Annotated in this window: 20 protein-coding genes; all 20 read left to right on the top strand. The window is 51.8% G+C overall.

The annotated features are described in order from the left end of the window. Positions 1-20: 20 nt before the first annotated feature. Positions 21-1,622, top strand: a complete 1,602-nt coding sequence (locus tag P159_RS0108810; protein ID WP_029543297.1) for a terminase TerL endonuclease subunit — start codon at positions 21-23, stop codon at positions 1,620-1,622. 108 nt (positions 1,623-1,730) lie between these two features. Next, complete coding sequence (locus P159_RS0108815) at positions 1,731-2,057, top strand: hypothetical protein (RefSeq protein WP_029543299.1); 327 nt, start codon at positions 1,731-1,733, stop codon at positions 2,055-2,057. 68 nt (positions 2,058-2,125) lie between these two features. Next, positions 2,126-3,463 (top strand): phage portal protein, encoded by a 1,338-nt coding sequence (locus tag P159_RS0108820; protein ID WP_029543302.1) that lies wholly within the window; start codon positions 2,126-2,128, stop codon positions 3,461-3,463. Further along, complete coding sequence (locus P159_RS18620) at positions 3,375-4,172, top strand: head maturation protease, ClpP-related (RefSeq protein ID WP_037377038.1); 798 nt, start codon at positions 3,375-3,377, stop codon at positions 4,170-4,172. The genes P159_RS0108820 and P159_RS18620 overlap by 89 nt, the downstream gene beginning before the upstream one ends. A gap of 22 nt (positions 4,173-4,194) precedes the next feature. Continuing rightward, positions 4,195-5,427, top strand: a complete 1,233-nt coding sequence (locus P159_RS0108830) for a phage major capsid protein (protein WP_029543305.1) — start codon at positions 4,195-4,197, stop codon at positions 5,425-5,427. A gap of 69 nt (positions 5,428-5,496) precedes the next feature. Next, complete coding sequence (locus tag P159_RS0108835; RefSeq protein WP_029543306.1) at positions 5,497-5,772, top strand: head-tail connector protein; 276 nt, start codon at positions 5,497-5,499, stop codon at positions 5,770-5,772. Continuing rightward, positions 5,772-6,110: a head-tail adaptor protein gene (locus P159_RS0108840; protein ID WP_029543307.1), complete on the top strand. Its 339-nt coding sequence runs from the start codon at positions 5,772-5,774 to the stop codon at positions 6,108-6,110. The genes P159_RS0108835 and P159_RS0108840 overlap by 1 nt, the downstream gene beginning before the upstream one ends. Then, positions 6,103-6,486: an HK97-gp10 family putative phage morphogenesis protein gene (locus P159_RS0108845; RefSeq protein ID WP_029543313.1), complete on the top strand. Its 384-nt coding sequence runs from the start codon at positions 6,103-6,105 to the stop codon at positions 6,484-6,486. The genes P159_RS0108840 and P159_RS0108845 overlap by 8 nt, the downstream gene beginning before the upstream one ends. Beyond that, the gene (locus tag P159_RS0108850; protein ID WP_029543315.1) at positions 6,483-6,854 is read left to right on the top strand and encodes a DUF3168 domain-containing protein; all 372 of its coding nucleotides are present in this window, start codon (positions 6,483-6,485) and stop codon (positions 6,852-6,854) included. The genes P159_RS0108845 and P159_RS0108850 overlap by 4 nt, the downstream gene beginning before the upstream one ends. Further along, positions 6,854-7,441, top strand: coding sequence for a major tail protein (locus P159_RS0108855; protein ID WP_029543317.1), 588 nt, complete (start codon positions 6,854-6,856; stop codon positions 7,439-7,441). Before P159_RS0108850 ends, P159_RS0108855 begins: the two co-directional genes overlap by 1 nt. Positions 7,442-7,455: 14 nt before the next feature. Continuing rightward, entirely contained in the window at positions 7,456-7,770 is a 315-nt protein-coding gene (locus P159_RS0108860) for a hypothetical protein (RefSeq protein WP_029543319.1), read from the top strand. Between the two features lie 184 nt (positions 7,771-7,954). Then, positions 7,955-10,558: a hypothetical protein gene (locus P159_RS0108870; protein WP_029543321.1), complete on the top strand. Its 2,604-nt coding sequence runs from the start codon at positions 7,955-7,957 to the stop codon at positions 10,556-10,558. Further along, complete coding sequence (locus P159_RS0108875) at positions 10,542-10,880, top strand: phosphoribosylformylglycinamidine cyclo-ligase (RefSeq protein WP_318253633.1); 339 nt, start codon at positions 10,542-10,544, stop codon at positions 10,878-10,880. The genes P159_RS0108870 and P159_RS0108875 overlap by 17 nt, the downstream gene beginning before the upstream one ends. A 3-nt stretch (positions 10,881-10,883) precedes the next feature. Beyond that, the gene (locus P159_RS0108880) at positions 10,884-11,300 is read left to right on the top strand and encodes a hypothetical protein (RefSeq protein ID WP_029543324.1); all 417 of its coding nucleotides are present in this window, start codon (positions 10,884-10,886) and stop codon (positions 11,298-11,300) included. A 13-nt stretch (positions 11,301-11,313) separates the two neighbouring features. Beyond that, positions 11,314-12,201: a hypothetical protein gene (locus P159_RS0108885; RefSeq protein WP_029543326.1), complete on the top strand. Its 888-nt coding sequence runs from the start codon at positions 11,314-11,316 to the stop codon at positions 12,199-12,201. Continuing rightward, positions 12,198-14,381, top strand: a complete 2,184-nt coding sequence (locus P159_RS19395; RefSeq protein ID WP_051650264.1) for a hypothetical protein — start codon at positions 12,198-12,200, stop codon at positions 14,379-14,381. The genes P159_RS0108885 and P159_RS19395 overlap by 4 nt, the downstream gene beginning before the upstream one ends. Beyond that, complete coding sequence (locus tag P159_RS0108895) at positions 14,378-14,596, top strand: hypothetical protein (RefSeq protein ID WP_029543332.1); 219 nt, start codon at positions 14,378-14,380, stop codon at positions 14,594-14,596. The genes P159_RS19395 and P159_RS0108895 overlap by 4 nt, the downstream gene beginning before the upstream one ends. A gap of 4 nt (positions 14,597-14,600) precedes the next feature. Continuing rightward, the gene (locus P159_RS0108900) at positions 14,601-15,776 is read left to right on the top strand and encodes a hypothetical protein (protein ID WP_029543334.1); all 1,176 of its coding nucleotides are present in this window, start codon (positions 14,601-14,603) and stop codon (positions 15,774-15,776) included. Next, entirely contained in the window at positions 15,763-16,146 is a 384-nt protein-coding gene (locus P159_RS0108905; protein WP_029543335.1) for a phage holin family protein, read from the top strand. Before P159_RS0108900 ends, P159_RS0108905 begins: the two co-directional genes overlap by 14 nt. Before the next feature lie 105 nt (positions 16,147-16,251). Next, complete coding sequence (locus P159_RS19945) at positions 16,252-16,626, top strand: hypothetical protein (RefSeq protein WP_037377039.1); 375 nt, start codon at positions 16,252-16,254, stop codon at positions 16,624-16,626. Positions 16,627-16,704: the final 78 nt, after the last annotated feature.

A 16,704-nucleotide genomic window follows, 5' to 3' on the forward strand; every position in this document is an offset into this window, starting at 1 on the left:
TTTCCTATGGGGGTGATTGATTGCGAAAACTTACCGGCTACAAGCCGACTGAATTCATGGACAAGGATTCCCACTACGACAAGGGGGCGGCAGATTTTGCTGTGGCCTTCATCGAGAGCCTGTGTCACACCAAAGGCACCTGGGCGGGCAAGCCCTTCGAGCTCATTGACTGGCAGGAACGAATCATCCGTGACCTGTTCGGCATCCTAAAGAAAAACGGCTATAGGCAGTTCAACACCGCCTACGTGGAGATTCCGAAGAAACAAGGCAAGAGCGAACTGGCGGCGGCTGTGGCGCTCCTGCTTTGCTGTGGCGATGGGGAGGAGAGGGCGGAGGTTTACGGCTGTGCCGCCGACCGCCAGCAGGCCTCCATTGTTTTCGAGGTGGCTGCAGACATGGTGCGGATGTGCCCGGCCCTCAACAAGCGGGTGAAAATTCTCGCCTCCCAGAAACGGATGGTTTTCCAGCCAACCAACAGCTTCTACCAGGTGCTCTCTGCCGAGGCTTACTCGAAGCACGGCTTCAACATACACGGCGTGGTTTTTGACGAACTGCACACCCAGCCCAATCGGAAACTTTTCGATGTCATGACCAAAGGCTCCGGCGATGCCCGCATGCAGCCGCTGTATTTCCTCATCACCACGGCAGGGACGGATACCCAGTCCATATGCTACGAGACGCACCAGAAGGCCTTGGACATCCTGGAGGGCAGGAAAATCGACCACACTTTCTACCCAGTGATTTACGGAGCCAAAGAAGACGAAGATTGGACCAGCCCGGAGGTTTGGAAGAAAGCCAATCCCTCCTTGGGCATCACCGTGGGGCTGGACAAGGTGCAGGCTGCTTGTGACTCTGCCAAGCAGAATCCGGGGGAGGAGAACTCCTTCCGACAGCTCCGCCTCAACCAATGGGTGAAGCAGTCCATCCGCTGGATGCCGATGCACAAATGGGATGCCTGCGCCTTTCCTGTTGACGAGGATGAACTGGAAGGGCGCATCTGCTACGGCGGGCTTGACCTTTCCAGCACCACGGACATCACGGCCTTTGTTCTGGTTTTCCCGCCGGTCGATGAAGCCGATAAATACATGGTGCTTCCTTACTTCTGGATTCCAGAGGACAATGTAGACCTTCGAGTGCGTCGCGATCATGTGCCCTACGATGTTTGGCAGCGGCAAGGTAAGCTGGAAACCACGGAAGGCAATGTGGTGCATTATGGCTTCATCGAGAAATTCATCGAGCGGTTGGGGGAGAGGTTCAATATCCGTGAGATTGCTTTTGACCGCTGGGGGGCGGTGCAGATGGTGCAGAACCTTGAGGGCATGGGCTTCACTGTGGTGCCCTTTGGGCAGGGCTTTGCCAGTATGAGCCCACCCACCAAAGAACTGATGAAGTTGGTGCTGGAGGAGCGGATTGCCCACGGCGGCCATCCAGTGCTGCGGTGGAACATGGATAACATCTTCATTCGCACCGACCCAGCAGGGAACATCAAGGCAGACAAGGCAAAAAGCACGGAGAAGATTGATGGGGCGATTGCCCTCATCATGGCCCTTGACAGGGCAGTGCGTTGTGGCAATGTTTCCACCGAAAGCGTCTACGACAGTCGAGGGATTTTCTGGCTTTAAGTATACACAGATAATTGAGATAAATGACTTGCTATACCTCCCATAAAGAGCGAATATACACATACCGAAAGGGAAAACACCTGGACAACCGAAAGGGAGGCAAACAAAATGACCAAGCAGGAAATCGCCGAGATTATCGAGAGCAAGGGCAACGAGTACGGATTCAAGATGCGGGACATGGGAGTGGCTTGGACGAGCGAACAGACCAGCGAAAGCTACATCCGCATCGAGCTTTTCAAGGAAACCGACTACGACAAAAGCAATTGGGAAGACCGCAGGGTAGCGATAAACCTCAAGGTCACCGGATGCATTTGCCGGATGGGCGACCGCAGGGGGGCGGAGGAACTTCAGAAAATCGCTGAGGAGATTGCAAGGGGCACCAAGCTGGTAGCCGAACTTGAAAATATGAACCTTTCCTACATCGAAATCTACTGAAGGAAAACTAAACAAGCAGGGCACCGCTCGAAAGGGCGGTGCTTTTGAGTTGAAGGGAGTGACCATCCATGAGCATTTTATCCTGGCTTTTCCATTCTAGGGACAAGCCCACCAACAGTACAGCTGGCAGTGCATACAGCTTCTTTTTTGGCGGCTCCACGGCGGGCAAGGCGGTCAGTGAGAAATCTGCCATGCAGATGACTGCCGTGTATGCCTGTGTCCGCATCCTGGCAGAGTCCATCGCCGGACTGCCACTGCATCTGTTCCACTATGATGGAAACGGGGGCAAGGCGCGGGCTACAGACCACCCGCTGTATTTCCTCTTGCATGATGAGCCAAATCCAGAGATGACCTCATTTGCCTTTCGGGAAACCCTGATGACGCACCTGCTCCTTTGGGGTAATGCCTTTGCCCAGGTTATCCGCAATGGCAAGGGGGCGGTGGTTGCACTGTATCCGCTTATGCCTAACCGCATGACGGTGGACAGGGACAAGGCGGGGCGGATTTACTACGAGTACCTGCGTATGGACGATGAAGCCCCTACCATGAAGGGGACTACCGTGAGGCTGAATCCGAGCGAAGTATTGCATGTTCCAGGGCTGGGCTTTGATGGCATTGTGGGGTATTCGCCCATCGCCATGGCCAAAAATGCCATTGGCATGGCCATGGCCTGCGAGGATTATGGAGCCTCCTTCTTTGCCAACGGTGCCACCCCGAGTGCTGTTCTGGAATACCCAGGTACCCTCAAAGATCCAGCCAAGGTAAGAGAAAGCTGGGAACTGGCTCACGGGGGGCGGAACTCCCACCGCATAGGAGTGCTGGAGGAGGGCATGAAATACACGCCTATTGGCATCCCGCCTGAACAGGCTCAGTTCTTGGAAACGCGGAAGTTCCAAATCAATGAGATTGCCCGCATCTTTCGTGTTCCACCCCACATGATTGGCGACCTTGAGAAAGCCACCTTCTCAAACATAGAGCACCAGTCCCTTGAGTACGTGAAATACACCCTGGCACCGTGGATTTGCAGGTTCGAGCAGTCCATGGCTAGGGTTCTGCTGCTGCCAGATGAGAAGAAGGACTACACCATTAAGTTCAATGTGGACGGTCTGCTCCGTGGCGATTACCAAAGCCGTATGCAAGGATATGCCATTGGCAGACAGAACGGCTGGATGTCAGCCAACGACATCCGACAGCTTGAGAGTCTTGACCTTATCCCAGAGGAGAAAGGCGGGGACTTGTACTTGGTAAATGGTAACATGGCCAAACTGGAAGATGCGGGGGCGGTTTATTCCAGCAAGGGAAAGGAGAAAAACACAGATGGCGAAGACGAAGAAATTCTGGGCGTGGAAAAAGAACAGCCCGGAAACGAAGGAACGAACGTTGGTGCTAAACGGCGTCATCGCTGAGGACAGCTGGTTTGGTGATGAGGTGACACCGGCGGCCTTTCGCGACGAACTTTATGCGGAGGACGGCAATATAGTGGTGCAGATTTGCTCTCCAGGGGGAGACTGCTTTGCGGCGGCGCAGATTTACTCTATGCTGGTGGATTATCCTGGCAAGGTAACTGTTCGCATTGATGGTCTGGCGGCCTCGGCGGCCAGTGTCATTGCCATGGCTGGGGATGAGGTGCAGATGTATCCCACTTCGCTTCTGATGGTGCATAATCCCGCCACCATGGCAGCGGGCGATCACAATGAAATGGAGCGGGCCATTGCCATGCTGGCGGAGGTGAAGGAATCTATTGTCAATGCATACGCTGCCAAAACCAAACTGGCGAGAGCAAAGATTTCTCACCTGATGGAAGCCGAAAGCTATCTCAGCGCCTACAAGGCAGTGGAACTGGGCTTTGCGGATACTATCCTTCAGCGTGAGGGGGCAGAGGATGCGGAGGAGGCTGATGTGTCTATGCTGTTCTCCCGGAGGGCGGTGTCCAATGCCATCATCAATAAGCTGACAGCAGTTTGCGGGCTTGCTCCTGGAACTGAAAATCCTGAGGCAGATGAGGGAAATATGGAGACTGATGAACCACCTGTACCGCCAGAAGAAGCTAGGCCGCAAGGACGCTCCGTGGATATGCTTATGGAACGCCTGTCACTTATAAAAAATCATATCTGACATTTTTGAGGAGGAATTATTTATGGCTACAACTATCAACGAACTTCGTGCAAAGCGCGCCCAGGCATGGGAAGGTGCCAAGGCTTTCCTGGAATCTCACCGAAACGAGAAGGGAATCCTCTCTGCTGAGGACGATGCCGCTTATACCCGCATGGAGCAGGATATCGATGCCCTGGGCAAGGAAATCAAGCGGTTGGAGCGTCAGCAGGAAATCGATGCAGAACTGAACCGTCCCACCAGCCAGCCTATAAAAGAAAAGCCTGCTGCCACAACAGGGATTGCCGATACCAAGCAGGGCAGGAAATCTGATGAGTATAAGGTTGCCTTTTGGAACATGATTCGTTCCAAGGCTGTAACGCCGGAGGTCTTGAACGTGCTCCAGATTGGCACAGATGCCGATGGCGGCTATCTGGCACCGGATGAATTCGAGCACACCCTCATCAGCGCGCTGGAAGAGGAAAATATCTTCCGCAAGTTTGCCCGCACCCTGCAGACTAACAGTGGTGACCGTCTTATCCCTGTGGTGTCCAGTCATGGCAAGGCTGAGTGGATGGACGAAAATGCGCTGGTGCCCGAAAGCGATGACAAGTTCGCTCAGATGAGCGTCAGCGCTTACAAGCTGGGGACTTTTATCAAGGTTTCCGATGAGCTTCTGAACGATGCCGCCTTTGATATCCCCAATTACATCGCCACCGAGTTTGCCCGCCGCATGGGTGCAAGGGAGGAGGAAGCCTTCTTCGTAGGTGATGGCGTGAAGAAGCCCACAGGCATTTTTGCCGATGAGGGCGGTGCTGATGTTGGGGTCACTCTGGGGAGTGCTGCCATCACAGCAGATTCGCTCATTGATTTGTTTTACAGCCTCCGTGCCCCTTACCGCAGGAACGCTGTGTGGATTATGAACGATTCCACCGTGAAGGCCATCCGCAAGCTGAAGGACAAGAACGACCAGTACCTCTGGCAGACGGCTCTCACGGCTGGGACCCCGGATACGATTCTGAATCGTCCCATCTACACCTCGCCCTATGTACCGGAAATCGCCAACGGCAACAAGGTGATGATGTTCGGAGACCTGAAATACTACTGGGTAGTGGACCGCCAGGGCAGGAGCTTCAAGCGCCTGAACGAACTCTTCGCTACCACGGGACAGGTAGGATTTATGACCACCCAGCGTGTGGACGGCAAGCTGACGCTTTCCGAGGCTATCAAGGTCATGCAGGTGAAGGGGACAAACTCCGGTAATAGCAATAAGGGCTGACAGTGTGGAGGGGTGTATCTCTATGATGCATCTCTCTTTTCTATTTACCTGCGATGGGGGGCGGTTCAATTGATTGTTACTCTGCCGAAGGCAAAGAAATACCTTCGCATTGACACTAATGACGAGGATGATATAGTCCGCAAACTCCTGCGGTCAGCGGAGCAAATATGCATTGACGTGGCAAGGCTGGAGCCGGAGGAATACAAGGCCTGTGGAGCAGTTGCCAAGATAGCAGTTCTTTATGCTTTGGGTTATCTTTACGAGCACCGGGACGAGGCTGACCACAAGGCATTGACCATGACGCTCCGTTCCCTGCTGATGGGCATACGCCGGGAGGGGTTCTGATGTATGTATCTCTGAGCGAACTTAGGCACCGGATAAGAATCCTGCGACCTTTGACTACGGTAGACGAAGAAGGAAATCTTATCGAGCAGGGCTGGACAGAGATAGCTGCTGTCTGGGCCAAGGTGCTGCCCTATGCCACGAAAATCTCGGACGGCTATGCTGAGAAGGTGGATGAGGTGAGTTACCGAGTGGTAATTCGGTACCGGGAAGATATCCAGGTAACAGATGTCCTTCGGTGGCTGGGCAAAACACTTGTACTGTCGGCTCCACCTTATGGGATGGACGGTTTGCGTAAATACACCGTTATAGAAGCGAGGGAGCTGGTGGAGGATGGCTAAAGGCTGGCAATCCTCAGAGGAGATTCTGCGGGAATTAGGGGATGAGGCCACTAAGGCTGCCAAGTCTGCCCTGGCAGAGGGCGTGGAGTTGGTCATGAAAGAGGCCAAGGAGAGGTGCCCTGTCTATACTGGTAACGATAGGCGAGTGGTCAAGGGGGCGTTGAAGAATTCAATTCATGCGGAAAAGATGAAGGGCGGTGCCAAGTACAAAATCATCGCAGATGCTCTATCTCATGATGGCATTTTCTATGGCAAGCTGGTGGAGTTCAGCCCGGCCATCAACAAGCCCTTTATGTATCCGGCATTGGATGCCCAGCGGGAAACGGTCAAGAAGCTGATAATCGAAGCAGTACGAGAGGCGGTGCGGAAAAGATGAATATCAAGGAAAAAGTGTATAAGGCGTTGGCAACAAACAAGGAGTTGACGTCGTTGCTTGTGAAGGACAGGCTCCGCAGGTGTATTTATCCCGGAGTAAGTCCCAATGCTGGCAGCTATCCTATCATCGTTTACAACGTCATTTCGGATGTCCCAGCTCTGGTTGCAGATGGCGAGGAGATGGAGCGGCGGGTGACTGTGAGGATTCATATTCTCACCAAGGATGGGCATTATGAGCACATCTACGATGCTGTCCGCAAAGTCATGGTGGGATTGGGCTTTATGCGCAAACAGTCGCTGGAAACGGCAGAGAAGGATGTTTTTGTTTATTGTGTAGATTTTGTAGCAGGAACAGGAGTTGATGAGTAATGGCAGAGTTGAAACCGGCCAGTCGGCTGGCAAGCGGGCAGTTTATCAATGTACAGCGGCTTCATGTGGCCAAGCTGCTTACGGATGAAGCTGGGGGTGAGGCTGCCTATGACACTCCCGTGGATTTGGGCAAGGTACTCCGCAGTATAGACATCAAGCCGTCCAATAGCAGTGCCGAATTGTATGCGGATGGGCAGTCCATCGATACGGCAAATAATACGGCTTCCTACGAGCTGACCTTTGACACATCGGCTCTGCCCTTGGAGTATGTAGCTTATCTTCTGGGGCATAAGTGCGAGAACGGCGTAATGGTAGCCAATAAGGACGATGTGGCTCCCTACTTTGCCGTGATGTTCCAGTCAGATAAGCGGAACGGCAGCCGGAGGTACACAAAATTTTTCAAAGTTGTATTCGCCGAGCCTTCTGTGAAGGGAGCTACCAAGGAAGCAAATATTTCCTATCAGACGCCGACACTCACCGCCAAGGCAATCTATCGCCTGTCGGATGGCAATGCTTATACTTTTGCTGACACTGAGAGCACAGGCTTTGAGGCTGAGACTGCTGCCAACTGGTATTCAGGTGTCTGAGGGGGGCGGTTTAGATGGATACACCACAGCTTAAAATCAACGGCAAAATCATCCAGCCAGCCCCGCCAAAGATGAAGGTGTGGCGGGAGTTCCTGGCTTTCTTCGACAAGGACAAGGGCAAGATGACCGTGGAGGATTTCCTCGCGGCTCATGTTGCCCTTATTGTTTTGGCCTTCAATCAGCCGGAGGTCACCACAGAGTCTGTGGAGGATAATCTTGAAATCGCCGATGTGGTCCCAATGGCACGGGAGCTTTTCCAGTGGCTACAGGCACAGACCTTTGCCAAGCTGGTGAATCTCCCAAACGGGGAAACGGAGACAGGGGAGTAGACCTGTCTCCGTACCAGAATTTATTGCTCTACTATGAAAGGTTACAGAGTGCTTATGGCTGGACGATGCAGGAGGTTGATGGCCATGACATAGATTTCCTTCTTGATCAGCTGGCAGTTTTGAGCCTGACGGATGGCAGACGCAGTCAGAAATACATTGATGATGTCCTGTAGGAGGTGGGCAGATGGCAAAGCGTGGACAGCAGATAGATGAACTGTATATAAGCCTTGGCCTGGATATTGCCCGGCTCCAACTGGACTTTGACACGGCTGGGAAGACTGTATCCCAGGCAGTGTCCAGGCTGAATACCAAGACTAACCAGATAAAGCTGAAGATGGACGTTGACCTGGCAAAGCTGGAGGGTGTGGGCTCGGAACTGGACAAGCTGAAGGTCAAGCATGAGGCCATCAACAGGCAGTTAGATATACAGCGGCAGAAGGAAGAGATCCTGGCTGCAGTTCTGAAAGATGCGCAAAAGACCAACGGCAATGACAGCGAGGTGGCTCAGCGTGCTCAGACCAATCTGCTGAGACAGCAAAAAATAGTTGCTCAGACCGAGGCAGAAGTCCGCAAACTCAATGCGGAGATGAATAAGCTGGGGGGCACCATCACGCAGACCTCTGGCAAGGCAGGAACTTTTGGCTCGGCTATGACGGCGGGGCTTGCCAGAGCACAGGGTGGTATTACCAGCCTGTCCAACGGTTTCACAATGTTGTCCAGCAAGGCGGCTGCGGTGCTGGCTATATTTTCAACGGGTGCAGGTTTGTTCAGCCTTACCAAAGGTGCCATGGAGTCAGGCGAGAATCTATACCGACTGACCAAAAGGCTCCATACCACGGCTGCTGAGGCGGGCAAGCTGAACCGTACCTTCCAACTGGCAGGGATGGATGTGTCAGCTATCATCCCTCTTATTGCCAGACTGGACAAGCAGGTGGAACTTGCTGGGGTAACTGGGAATGCCACCACCCAGGCCATGGAACGGTTTGGGATGTCCATCCTCGACCAGTCCGGGAATCTGCTACCGCTGAATGAGCAGTTGGAGCAGTTGGCAAAGGGCTACAAAAATGCCATGGAGGCAGGGCAGGAAGAAGCCTTTACCGCTGAAGTCCTTGGTGCCAGAGGTGCGGCGCTGATTCCGCTTCTGGAGCAGTATGACGAGCTGATGGAAGTGGCGGGGAAAGTAAAAACCACAGGATTATTGAACCCTGAGGAGAGCCACAAGACCTGGCTCCAGTGGAAGGCCATGGAAATGGAGGTCGGTCAGCTTAAATCTGCCATCGGGACGGCGTTGCTTCCCCTGTCTACGGAACTTCTGCCAGAGGTCACTGAGGGCTTCAAAGGGCTGGTAGAGGAAATCCAGTCCAACAAGGACACCATCAAGGACGCAATCTCCGGCTGGGCCTGGGCATTGAAGACCGTGGCAGAAGCCTTGGTGTTCGTTGGTGAGCAGTTTCATAAGGTTTCTGAGCATATCAAGGCCAATAAGTGGCTGATAGAGAATCACACCGCAGCCGCGCCATTAGCTGGTGTACCTTTCATCGGCGGTGCCATCCTCGACCAAATCTATGGCGATGAGTACAAGGCATACTTGGAAGAGCAGAAGGCTTTGCAGGAAAAAGCCCAGGCTGAGAAACAGGCGGCTGTAGAGGCAGAGAAAAACAAGGATGCCCAGGACAAGAACACCAAGGCCAGCCTTTCCCGCGCCGCTGCAGAGAAGAAAGCTGCCAAGGCTACGGAAGAAGCCACCAAGGCAAATGCCCAGCTGACGGAATCTCTGTATGAACTTACTCATAACGAACTGGAAAACTCCCTGCATTCCGTCAATCGTGAGATTAAGGAATTGCAGGAGAAGGGTGTCGATGCCAAGCTGCTGGATGAGTACAAGCTGGCAAAGCAGGCCAAAGTCTATGAGGACTTCCAGCGGAATGTGGTGGACAGCACCCAGGCGGTCTATCGTACCGATTTACAGAATCAGCTGGCTAATATCGACCGAGAAGCGGCAGCTTATCGGCAGAAGGGGCTGGACGAGGTCAGTGCAGTCCAGTGGGCAGAGGCCAGCAAGGCCAAGGTTAGGGAGCAGTGGGAAAATGAAATTTCTTCAAAAATCAACTCCGTATGGAAGACGGAGCTACAAAACCGCCTTGACGATATCGAGCGAGAGAAACAGGCTTGGATACAAAAAGGGCTGGATGAAGTCAAGGCGACGCAATGGGCTGAAAAAGAAAAGCTTGATGCCAAAAGGAATGCGGCACTACAGGTACTGCAGGCGCAGAAAGAGGAATTTAAGGCGTATCTGGAGGGCGGTCAGCAAGGTTTAGCCGAGTATTACAAACGAGCACACGGCTTCACTATGGAAGATTTGCAGATGACACCGCAGCAGTTGGAGGGATTTCAACGTGCGCGGAAGGATATGCTGGAAAACCTGCTGCCAAACTTTCGTGATCCGGTTGCTATAGCTGCCGAGCAGGAGCAGATGCGCCAGAGTTTTCATATGAGCATGGGAGGTCGAGATTATTCATACGATGAGGTTATGGGCAATATGCAGACAGAAATGCAGGGCATGCGGGAGCAGATGGACAAGCTCGGTTCATCGGCTGCCATTCAGAATGAAGCCAATCTGGCTCCCCAGCAGAATGTCACGAATTCGCCGCATTTGGAAATTCAGGTGAATATCGATACTGCTGTCACTCAGGACAGCGAGAGCATGAGCCGGCTTGCTGACCAGGTAGCAGATAAGATAACGCCTGTGGTGGAGCAGGCATTGGGGAGTGGTGAACTTGCATATTGAGGTTGACGGCCACCGTTCGCTGTCCGTAGAGAGTTGGAGCGTGCTCCCGGATGACCGCCAGCAGACTGTTGAGGTCGTGGGTGGCACGGTGGTACAGGACTTTGGGCATTTGGAGAGTGGTGACAAATACAGTTGTACGGCAGATTTTCTTAAGGAAGATTGGGACGTTGTGAAAAAGCTATGGAATGACCGTACTCTCGTCAGCGTCAAGGACGAGGCAGGTATCATTCATACGAAGATGCGAGTGGTGGTGAAGGGTTACAGCTATGTGAATCACTTTCCACGTTGCTATAAAGTGAATCTTGAATTTTGGAGGGTTTAGCAAATGGCAAATCAGCTGCATATCTATACGAACAATCCCACGGCAGGGAAAACAGATGGTACGGAGGCTTCAAGCGGCACGGGACTTACGCCTATCTCCGTCACCCTCGATGCCAGCAAAGCAGAATCAGCGGCGGTGAAATGCGCTGTCAGATGTGACGAGGGCTACAAGATTGACGGCGAGGTGACAGTCAGTCTTAAGGGGACGAGTTCAGCTAAGTGGAAACTGGCAGCGGACGGCAATTTTGCCGACAGCAAAGCGGCTTTAGATGGTGCAACCTGGAAGGATAAAATCACTCTGGCAGACGTGTCTAACGGGAATGTTATTTTCTGGGCAAAGGCCATGAGTTCAGAGGATGAGCCACCGCAGAAGGATACCAGCGTCAGCATCGAAGCAGTGGGGAAGGTTGTGGTGGCATAAAGGGGGCAGACTGATGAGATACATGAATCCTGGCTATGTATCCTGGTTGGAGAGAAATACTGACTTGGCTGTACAGGAAGAAACTGGCAATCCTTATGCAAATGCTTCTTTTTATGTAAATAAGGGGAAGACATGCGTTTATCTTCTGACCTTGGATAAGGAACTGTACATCAAAGCTTCTCTTTGGCTTTACAGTGCTTCACAAACCTACACGACTTGTTATATAGGGGCAGGGACAGGATATTTTACGGGAGCAGTCTTTAGCACCAATGATTCTACTACATGGAAGGGGGGCTATGCTGACGGCTCTTGGAATATCTCATGCAGAGTTAAAAATGATGCAATAGTAAAGACAAATGCCCTAAATGAAGTTCTGCTCCATTTTGACGGTAAAAAATGTGAAGCCATCATTAATGGCACAAGTGTCCTTAATACCAGTTGGACTAACAAGACCATAGAACTGGTCATTTATGCCGCAGATGGCAAGGGACACTGGTCGAACTTGATTATATCCGATGAGCCGATAGATATTCGTGAGCACGTTATCGAACTTCCTGTGACGCTGGCAGATGTGACCATGGACGAAATGGAATCCGGCGGCTACTCGTCAACAAAGGCGGGGCAGGTTTTGCAGTATGCTCTAAATGCGGATACTCTGATAAAGAAATATGGCGGAGATTCGCTGGTTACAGGAATTGGCTTTCAGGCAGAAAAGGCGTACACGAACGGTGATTTACTGACAAAACTTGAAGAGTATCTGCAAGCAGAGGATGGAACGGAGCAGAACATTGGCAGTTTTTCACTGCCCACAGGTGATGGTCAGACCATTTTGGGGCTACCGATAGAGAACATCACGCTGGCAGATATGGCAGGGAAAAAGCTGGGGTACAGGTCATTATGAGTATTGAACTAAAAGGCTTGCGTCCTGTTGCCTCAGCCATAATTACTGGCAGCATAGCGTTTAAGCCACAGAAAATGCTTGTCAGCATTATACAGCCGGAACATATAGTGACAGCTTCTGCCGATGCGGAGCGTAAACTGGCCGCAGAAAATATAGCCAGGGCTGATGGCAGGAGGAATGTCATCAGAGAAACTTGTGTCATGGCTGATACCAAGCGCTGGGAATGCAGCTATGAAACGGTTAATGCTGAAACCTGTCGTTGCCTTGGTGTATCTGTTCATGGCGTAGCTGATTCATCGAGAGAGACGATGTGTACCAACGAGGTGGTTGCAGATGCCTGTAGGCAGATCATTTCTGCTCTGCAGGGGGCAAGCACCGGCACAATACGTGAAATCTACGCTGATGAGAAAGCTTCGGCAGATGCTATCCGAAGACTGTCAAGGGTGAATTCTCTGTTGGCAGATGCAGAGCGAAACTTGCAGGCATCACAGGTGGCAAGAGCAAAAGCGGAGAGGTGTGTTTCTAAAGCCGAATCTGCCATGCTGAGTGCCCTGAGACATGTGGTCAAGTCCGAAGTTGTCCTTGCCATGACCGAGCGTACAGTAAATTCTCCTCTGCAGGCAGCAATCGCAGATACAGCAAGGCAAGTTGCCCGTATATCCCAAGCTGAAGCTGGTGTGGAGCGTGACCTGTACAAGTGGGAAATAGCCAAGGCAGATACCGTTATTATCCTGCCATACCAATTTGCCATAGATGCCAATAAGGGGGCGGAGGACACTGGTGGCATAGACGATATTCCACAGCAGAGTATCTCCGGTATCCAATCCGTAACGCTTTCGCTCAATGAACGGACGCTGGCTGACACTTTTCAAATGGAGACCATCAGCCCACTAGATATCGAATCGGCTGTGCAGGGACGGCTCCTGGACTTTGACTGTGATTTTCAGGTTGAGGAAACCAGCCAGCAAGGCAGATCGCAGACAGTGAAGGGGATGTACCCCTTAGACCGCCTTCTCTATATGCCCATCAATATTGAGGTGACGGAGGCAGACTGTTCCTATTATGCCAGCAGAATTGCAGGTGCATTGGGGTTGAACCTGGATTTGCGCATCGAGAATTTCACGCCATCACAGAACTACAGCCTGTCCGGCATGACCTATCAGGACTTTATCTCGTCGCTTTTTTCCTGGACAAGCAAACTGCCCCAGCGGCAGATTAACGTGTTTATCCGTGGCAGGACGCTCCATATTATCCAGCGTGGTCATGAAGGAACGGTAACAGACATCTCTGACTGGCCCCATACCATGCCCACCATCAATCGTAAACTCATCCGCTCGATTTGGGACAGCGCCACTACGGAAGGCTGGGACAGGGCAAGGAGTGATGAGGATTACAAACCTATGCCCTTTACCGGCACCATTGGCATCGAGGGTATTACCCGCCACTATTTGAGCGGCCTGCTTACGGAGGAAGAAACAAATGGTAGCTTTACGGAGTACACCTATGACAATGACTTGTACCTTACGGAAAAGCGGACGCATAACCCGGATGGCTCCACGGTGCAGACAATATATACATACGCCAAGACATCTAATGACATCTATCTGTTCAAAGAAACGGAGAAAACCACGGACGCCACGCAAAAAGAGGGGGAAGCGCCCCATGATCGCAATGACTGGAAGGATTGGCTCAATCAGAACTTCACCACGAGGATAACATATCACGCCCCTATAGGCTACGGCTGGTACTCCACCACGGTGTATGAAGATGGTGAGTTTCAGGGGAGCAATATTTCCCAGGGCAAGCCCGGCGGCAAATCCAGCCAGTTTACCATCAATGCATGTAACAGAAGCCTTGGCAGCGATTATGGTTTTGATGACGACGATGATAACAAATTCAAGGGACAGGCGCTTTTCGATACCGAATTTCCCGTGACAGGCGATGACTTCCTGCGTAAGCTCACCCATGAGATTGAGTGGCTGAACCGCAAGCGGCAGGAAGAAGTCAGCCTGGATATTGTCAGCCCCGTGGTAAAGGGACATGCCACAATAAGACATATTCTGGATTTTACGGAGAGAATACGGCTGGATGGCAATGAGTATTTTCTGGTGAGCAATCAGGTAAAGATCACGCCCAGAAGCCTTCGGCAGAGCATAAGACTTGTGAGGTGGTACGGATGAATGGTGTAGAGGGGCTGGCCAGAGTGGTCGGTAGAGCAGCCAAAGCCAATAAGGGCATGGGGCAGGCGCAGCGAGGGATTATCCGGGGAGATAAAGTGTGCATCGGTAACCGTGCCTATCCCTTCACGACGGCAGTGGAGTGCCATACGGAACCGGGCAGTGTTGTTTGGGTGCAGATGACGAAAACAGGCCGTGCTGTTATCGTGGGAGCGTGATGGAATGCGCAGGGCGAGAGTGACAGCAGTCAGCGGTCTTAGGGCACAGGCCAATGGTAAGTGGCTGAATATCATCGGCAACAAGGATGTTGTGGTGGGGGATTTTGTCTGGACTGACGGCAGATGTATTTATGGCAATGTCTACGAGGGCGGTGAGGCGGCTCCCATCATAAGTGCTAGTGAGCCGTATGTGCCGCTTCTTATGGGTAATGGCACCAGAGCGCTTTATCATAAGGGCAAGATAACCGAGCATGAGAAAGGGCAGCGGCATTCACTGATGGCAAGCCAGGGCAGTAATTTCTCTTTCGCTGATGGCAATGTGTTGGACGTGTATCTGGATGAACAAGGCGATAAGTATGCTCTGCTGTGGGGGGAATATAGCTTTACCGACCACGGAGAAGGTGATACCTATGAGAATCTGGACGGCCAGCCTGGCATCACGAAGAATGGTCTTATGGAGCAACCTGTCAACCTTAGTGAATATAGTAGCTATTGCTATGACTACGCTTACGAGGAGGCTGCAGTCATTGAAACGCCCCTATCTGGTGTAGGAGAAACAATGGATGAAATTTATTGGAACTACTGCACTTTGGAAAATGGCTGGTACGAATCAAAAGATGCCTATTGTTACTTGCTGAACTGCTATGCCCACGGCTGCCACATGGACGGCATAAACTGGCGAGAAGATGGTGAGGCTGACATAGGCTACCTTGTGGAGTTTACCTCATATATGTGGGTGATGGTCACGCCGGAGGGCAGCCAGCCACTATGGGCCATGACGGTGAGGGGATTGGACGTTGACTTCGTTCCTGAACGTTATCGCTACCGTGTTTATGCAGGTGAGTTTACTCTGCCATTGCCTGATGGTTACTACATAGAAGGAACCAAGGTGGTGCCAAAAACCAAGGTACTGCGGGATGAATGGATGAATCCGTTTCCAGGTAAGCTGTATTCTCCGAAAAAGAAGCTGATATATGAGTCCGATTTCTCTGTAGGGCGGCCTATAAGGCTTGGGCAGATAAAAAAGAAATCATGGCTGATGACGATGGGGGATTATCTTTACCTGCTGAAAGGCGGCAAGAAGGAATTCCTATCTTACAACGTGCATAACAGCCGTCTGCATACCATGAAGAATCGAGCAAAATGGGTTAAGGGGGAAGAACTAGATGGAACATATTAGATGCTGGGCAGCGGGTGTTGGTGCTGTCCTGGGGGATTTCTTAGGCAACATGGATGGGCTGGTGACCGTCCTCATCACCTTCGTGGTGGTGGATTACATTACGGGTGTGCTTTGCGCCATAGTGGAAAAGCGGCTTTCAAGCTCCGTGGGGTTCAGAGGCATCTGCCAAAAGGTGATGATATTCTGCCTGGTGGGCATAGCCAATCTTCTTGATGCCAATGTACTGGACGCAGGCAGTATGCTGAGGACGGCAGTCATCTTCTTCTACTGTGCCAACGAGGGCATCTCCATCGTGGAGAATGCTGCCCAGATCGGGTTGCCGGTACCGGATAAGCTGACTGCAGTGATGAGGCAGCTTAAGGACAAGTGAATAGGGAAGTTATCATCCACTGCGGATTATCTGCGGTGGATTTTTTGTTTTAGGGGTTAAAAAAAGTGTAAATTCTTTGACTGGAATATGAGGAGGTCGGAGTTTATGACAGATATAGAAAAAGAAACTGTGGCTGAACTACGGGCAAGTGGTCTGGGTTATGGAAGTATAGCAGAGCGTATGTCGCTTTCCATCAACACAGTCAAATCTTATTGCATAAGGAATAAGCTGGTGGTCAGAAAATCTCAGATTGTCTGCCTTGAATGTGGTAAGCCGATTGTTCAGTCATATGGTCGGAAGGTAAAGAAGTTCTGCTCTGATGCCTGCCGCATCAAATGGTGGAACCATCACACTGGGCTGATGAAGGCCAACGCAGTCTGTGCTCATTGCGGGAAGTCCTTTCATGGCAGGGGCAGTCAGAAGTATTGCTCTCATGACTGCTACATCGCAGAAAGGTTCGGTAAAGCCAATGTCTCATGAGCTGCTTCTTAGGGAGGCGCGGTACCAGTCTTCCATGAGAATGTTCCGATCCCTCTTGGATAAAGGCATCATCAACCA

This window comes from Selenomonas sp. AB3002, from assembly GCF_000702545.1.
Taxonomy (GTDB): domain Bacteria; phylum Bacillota; class Negativicutes; order Selenomonadales; family Selenomonadaceae; genus Selenomonas_B; species Selenomonas_B ruminantium_A.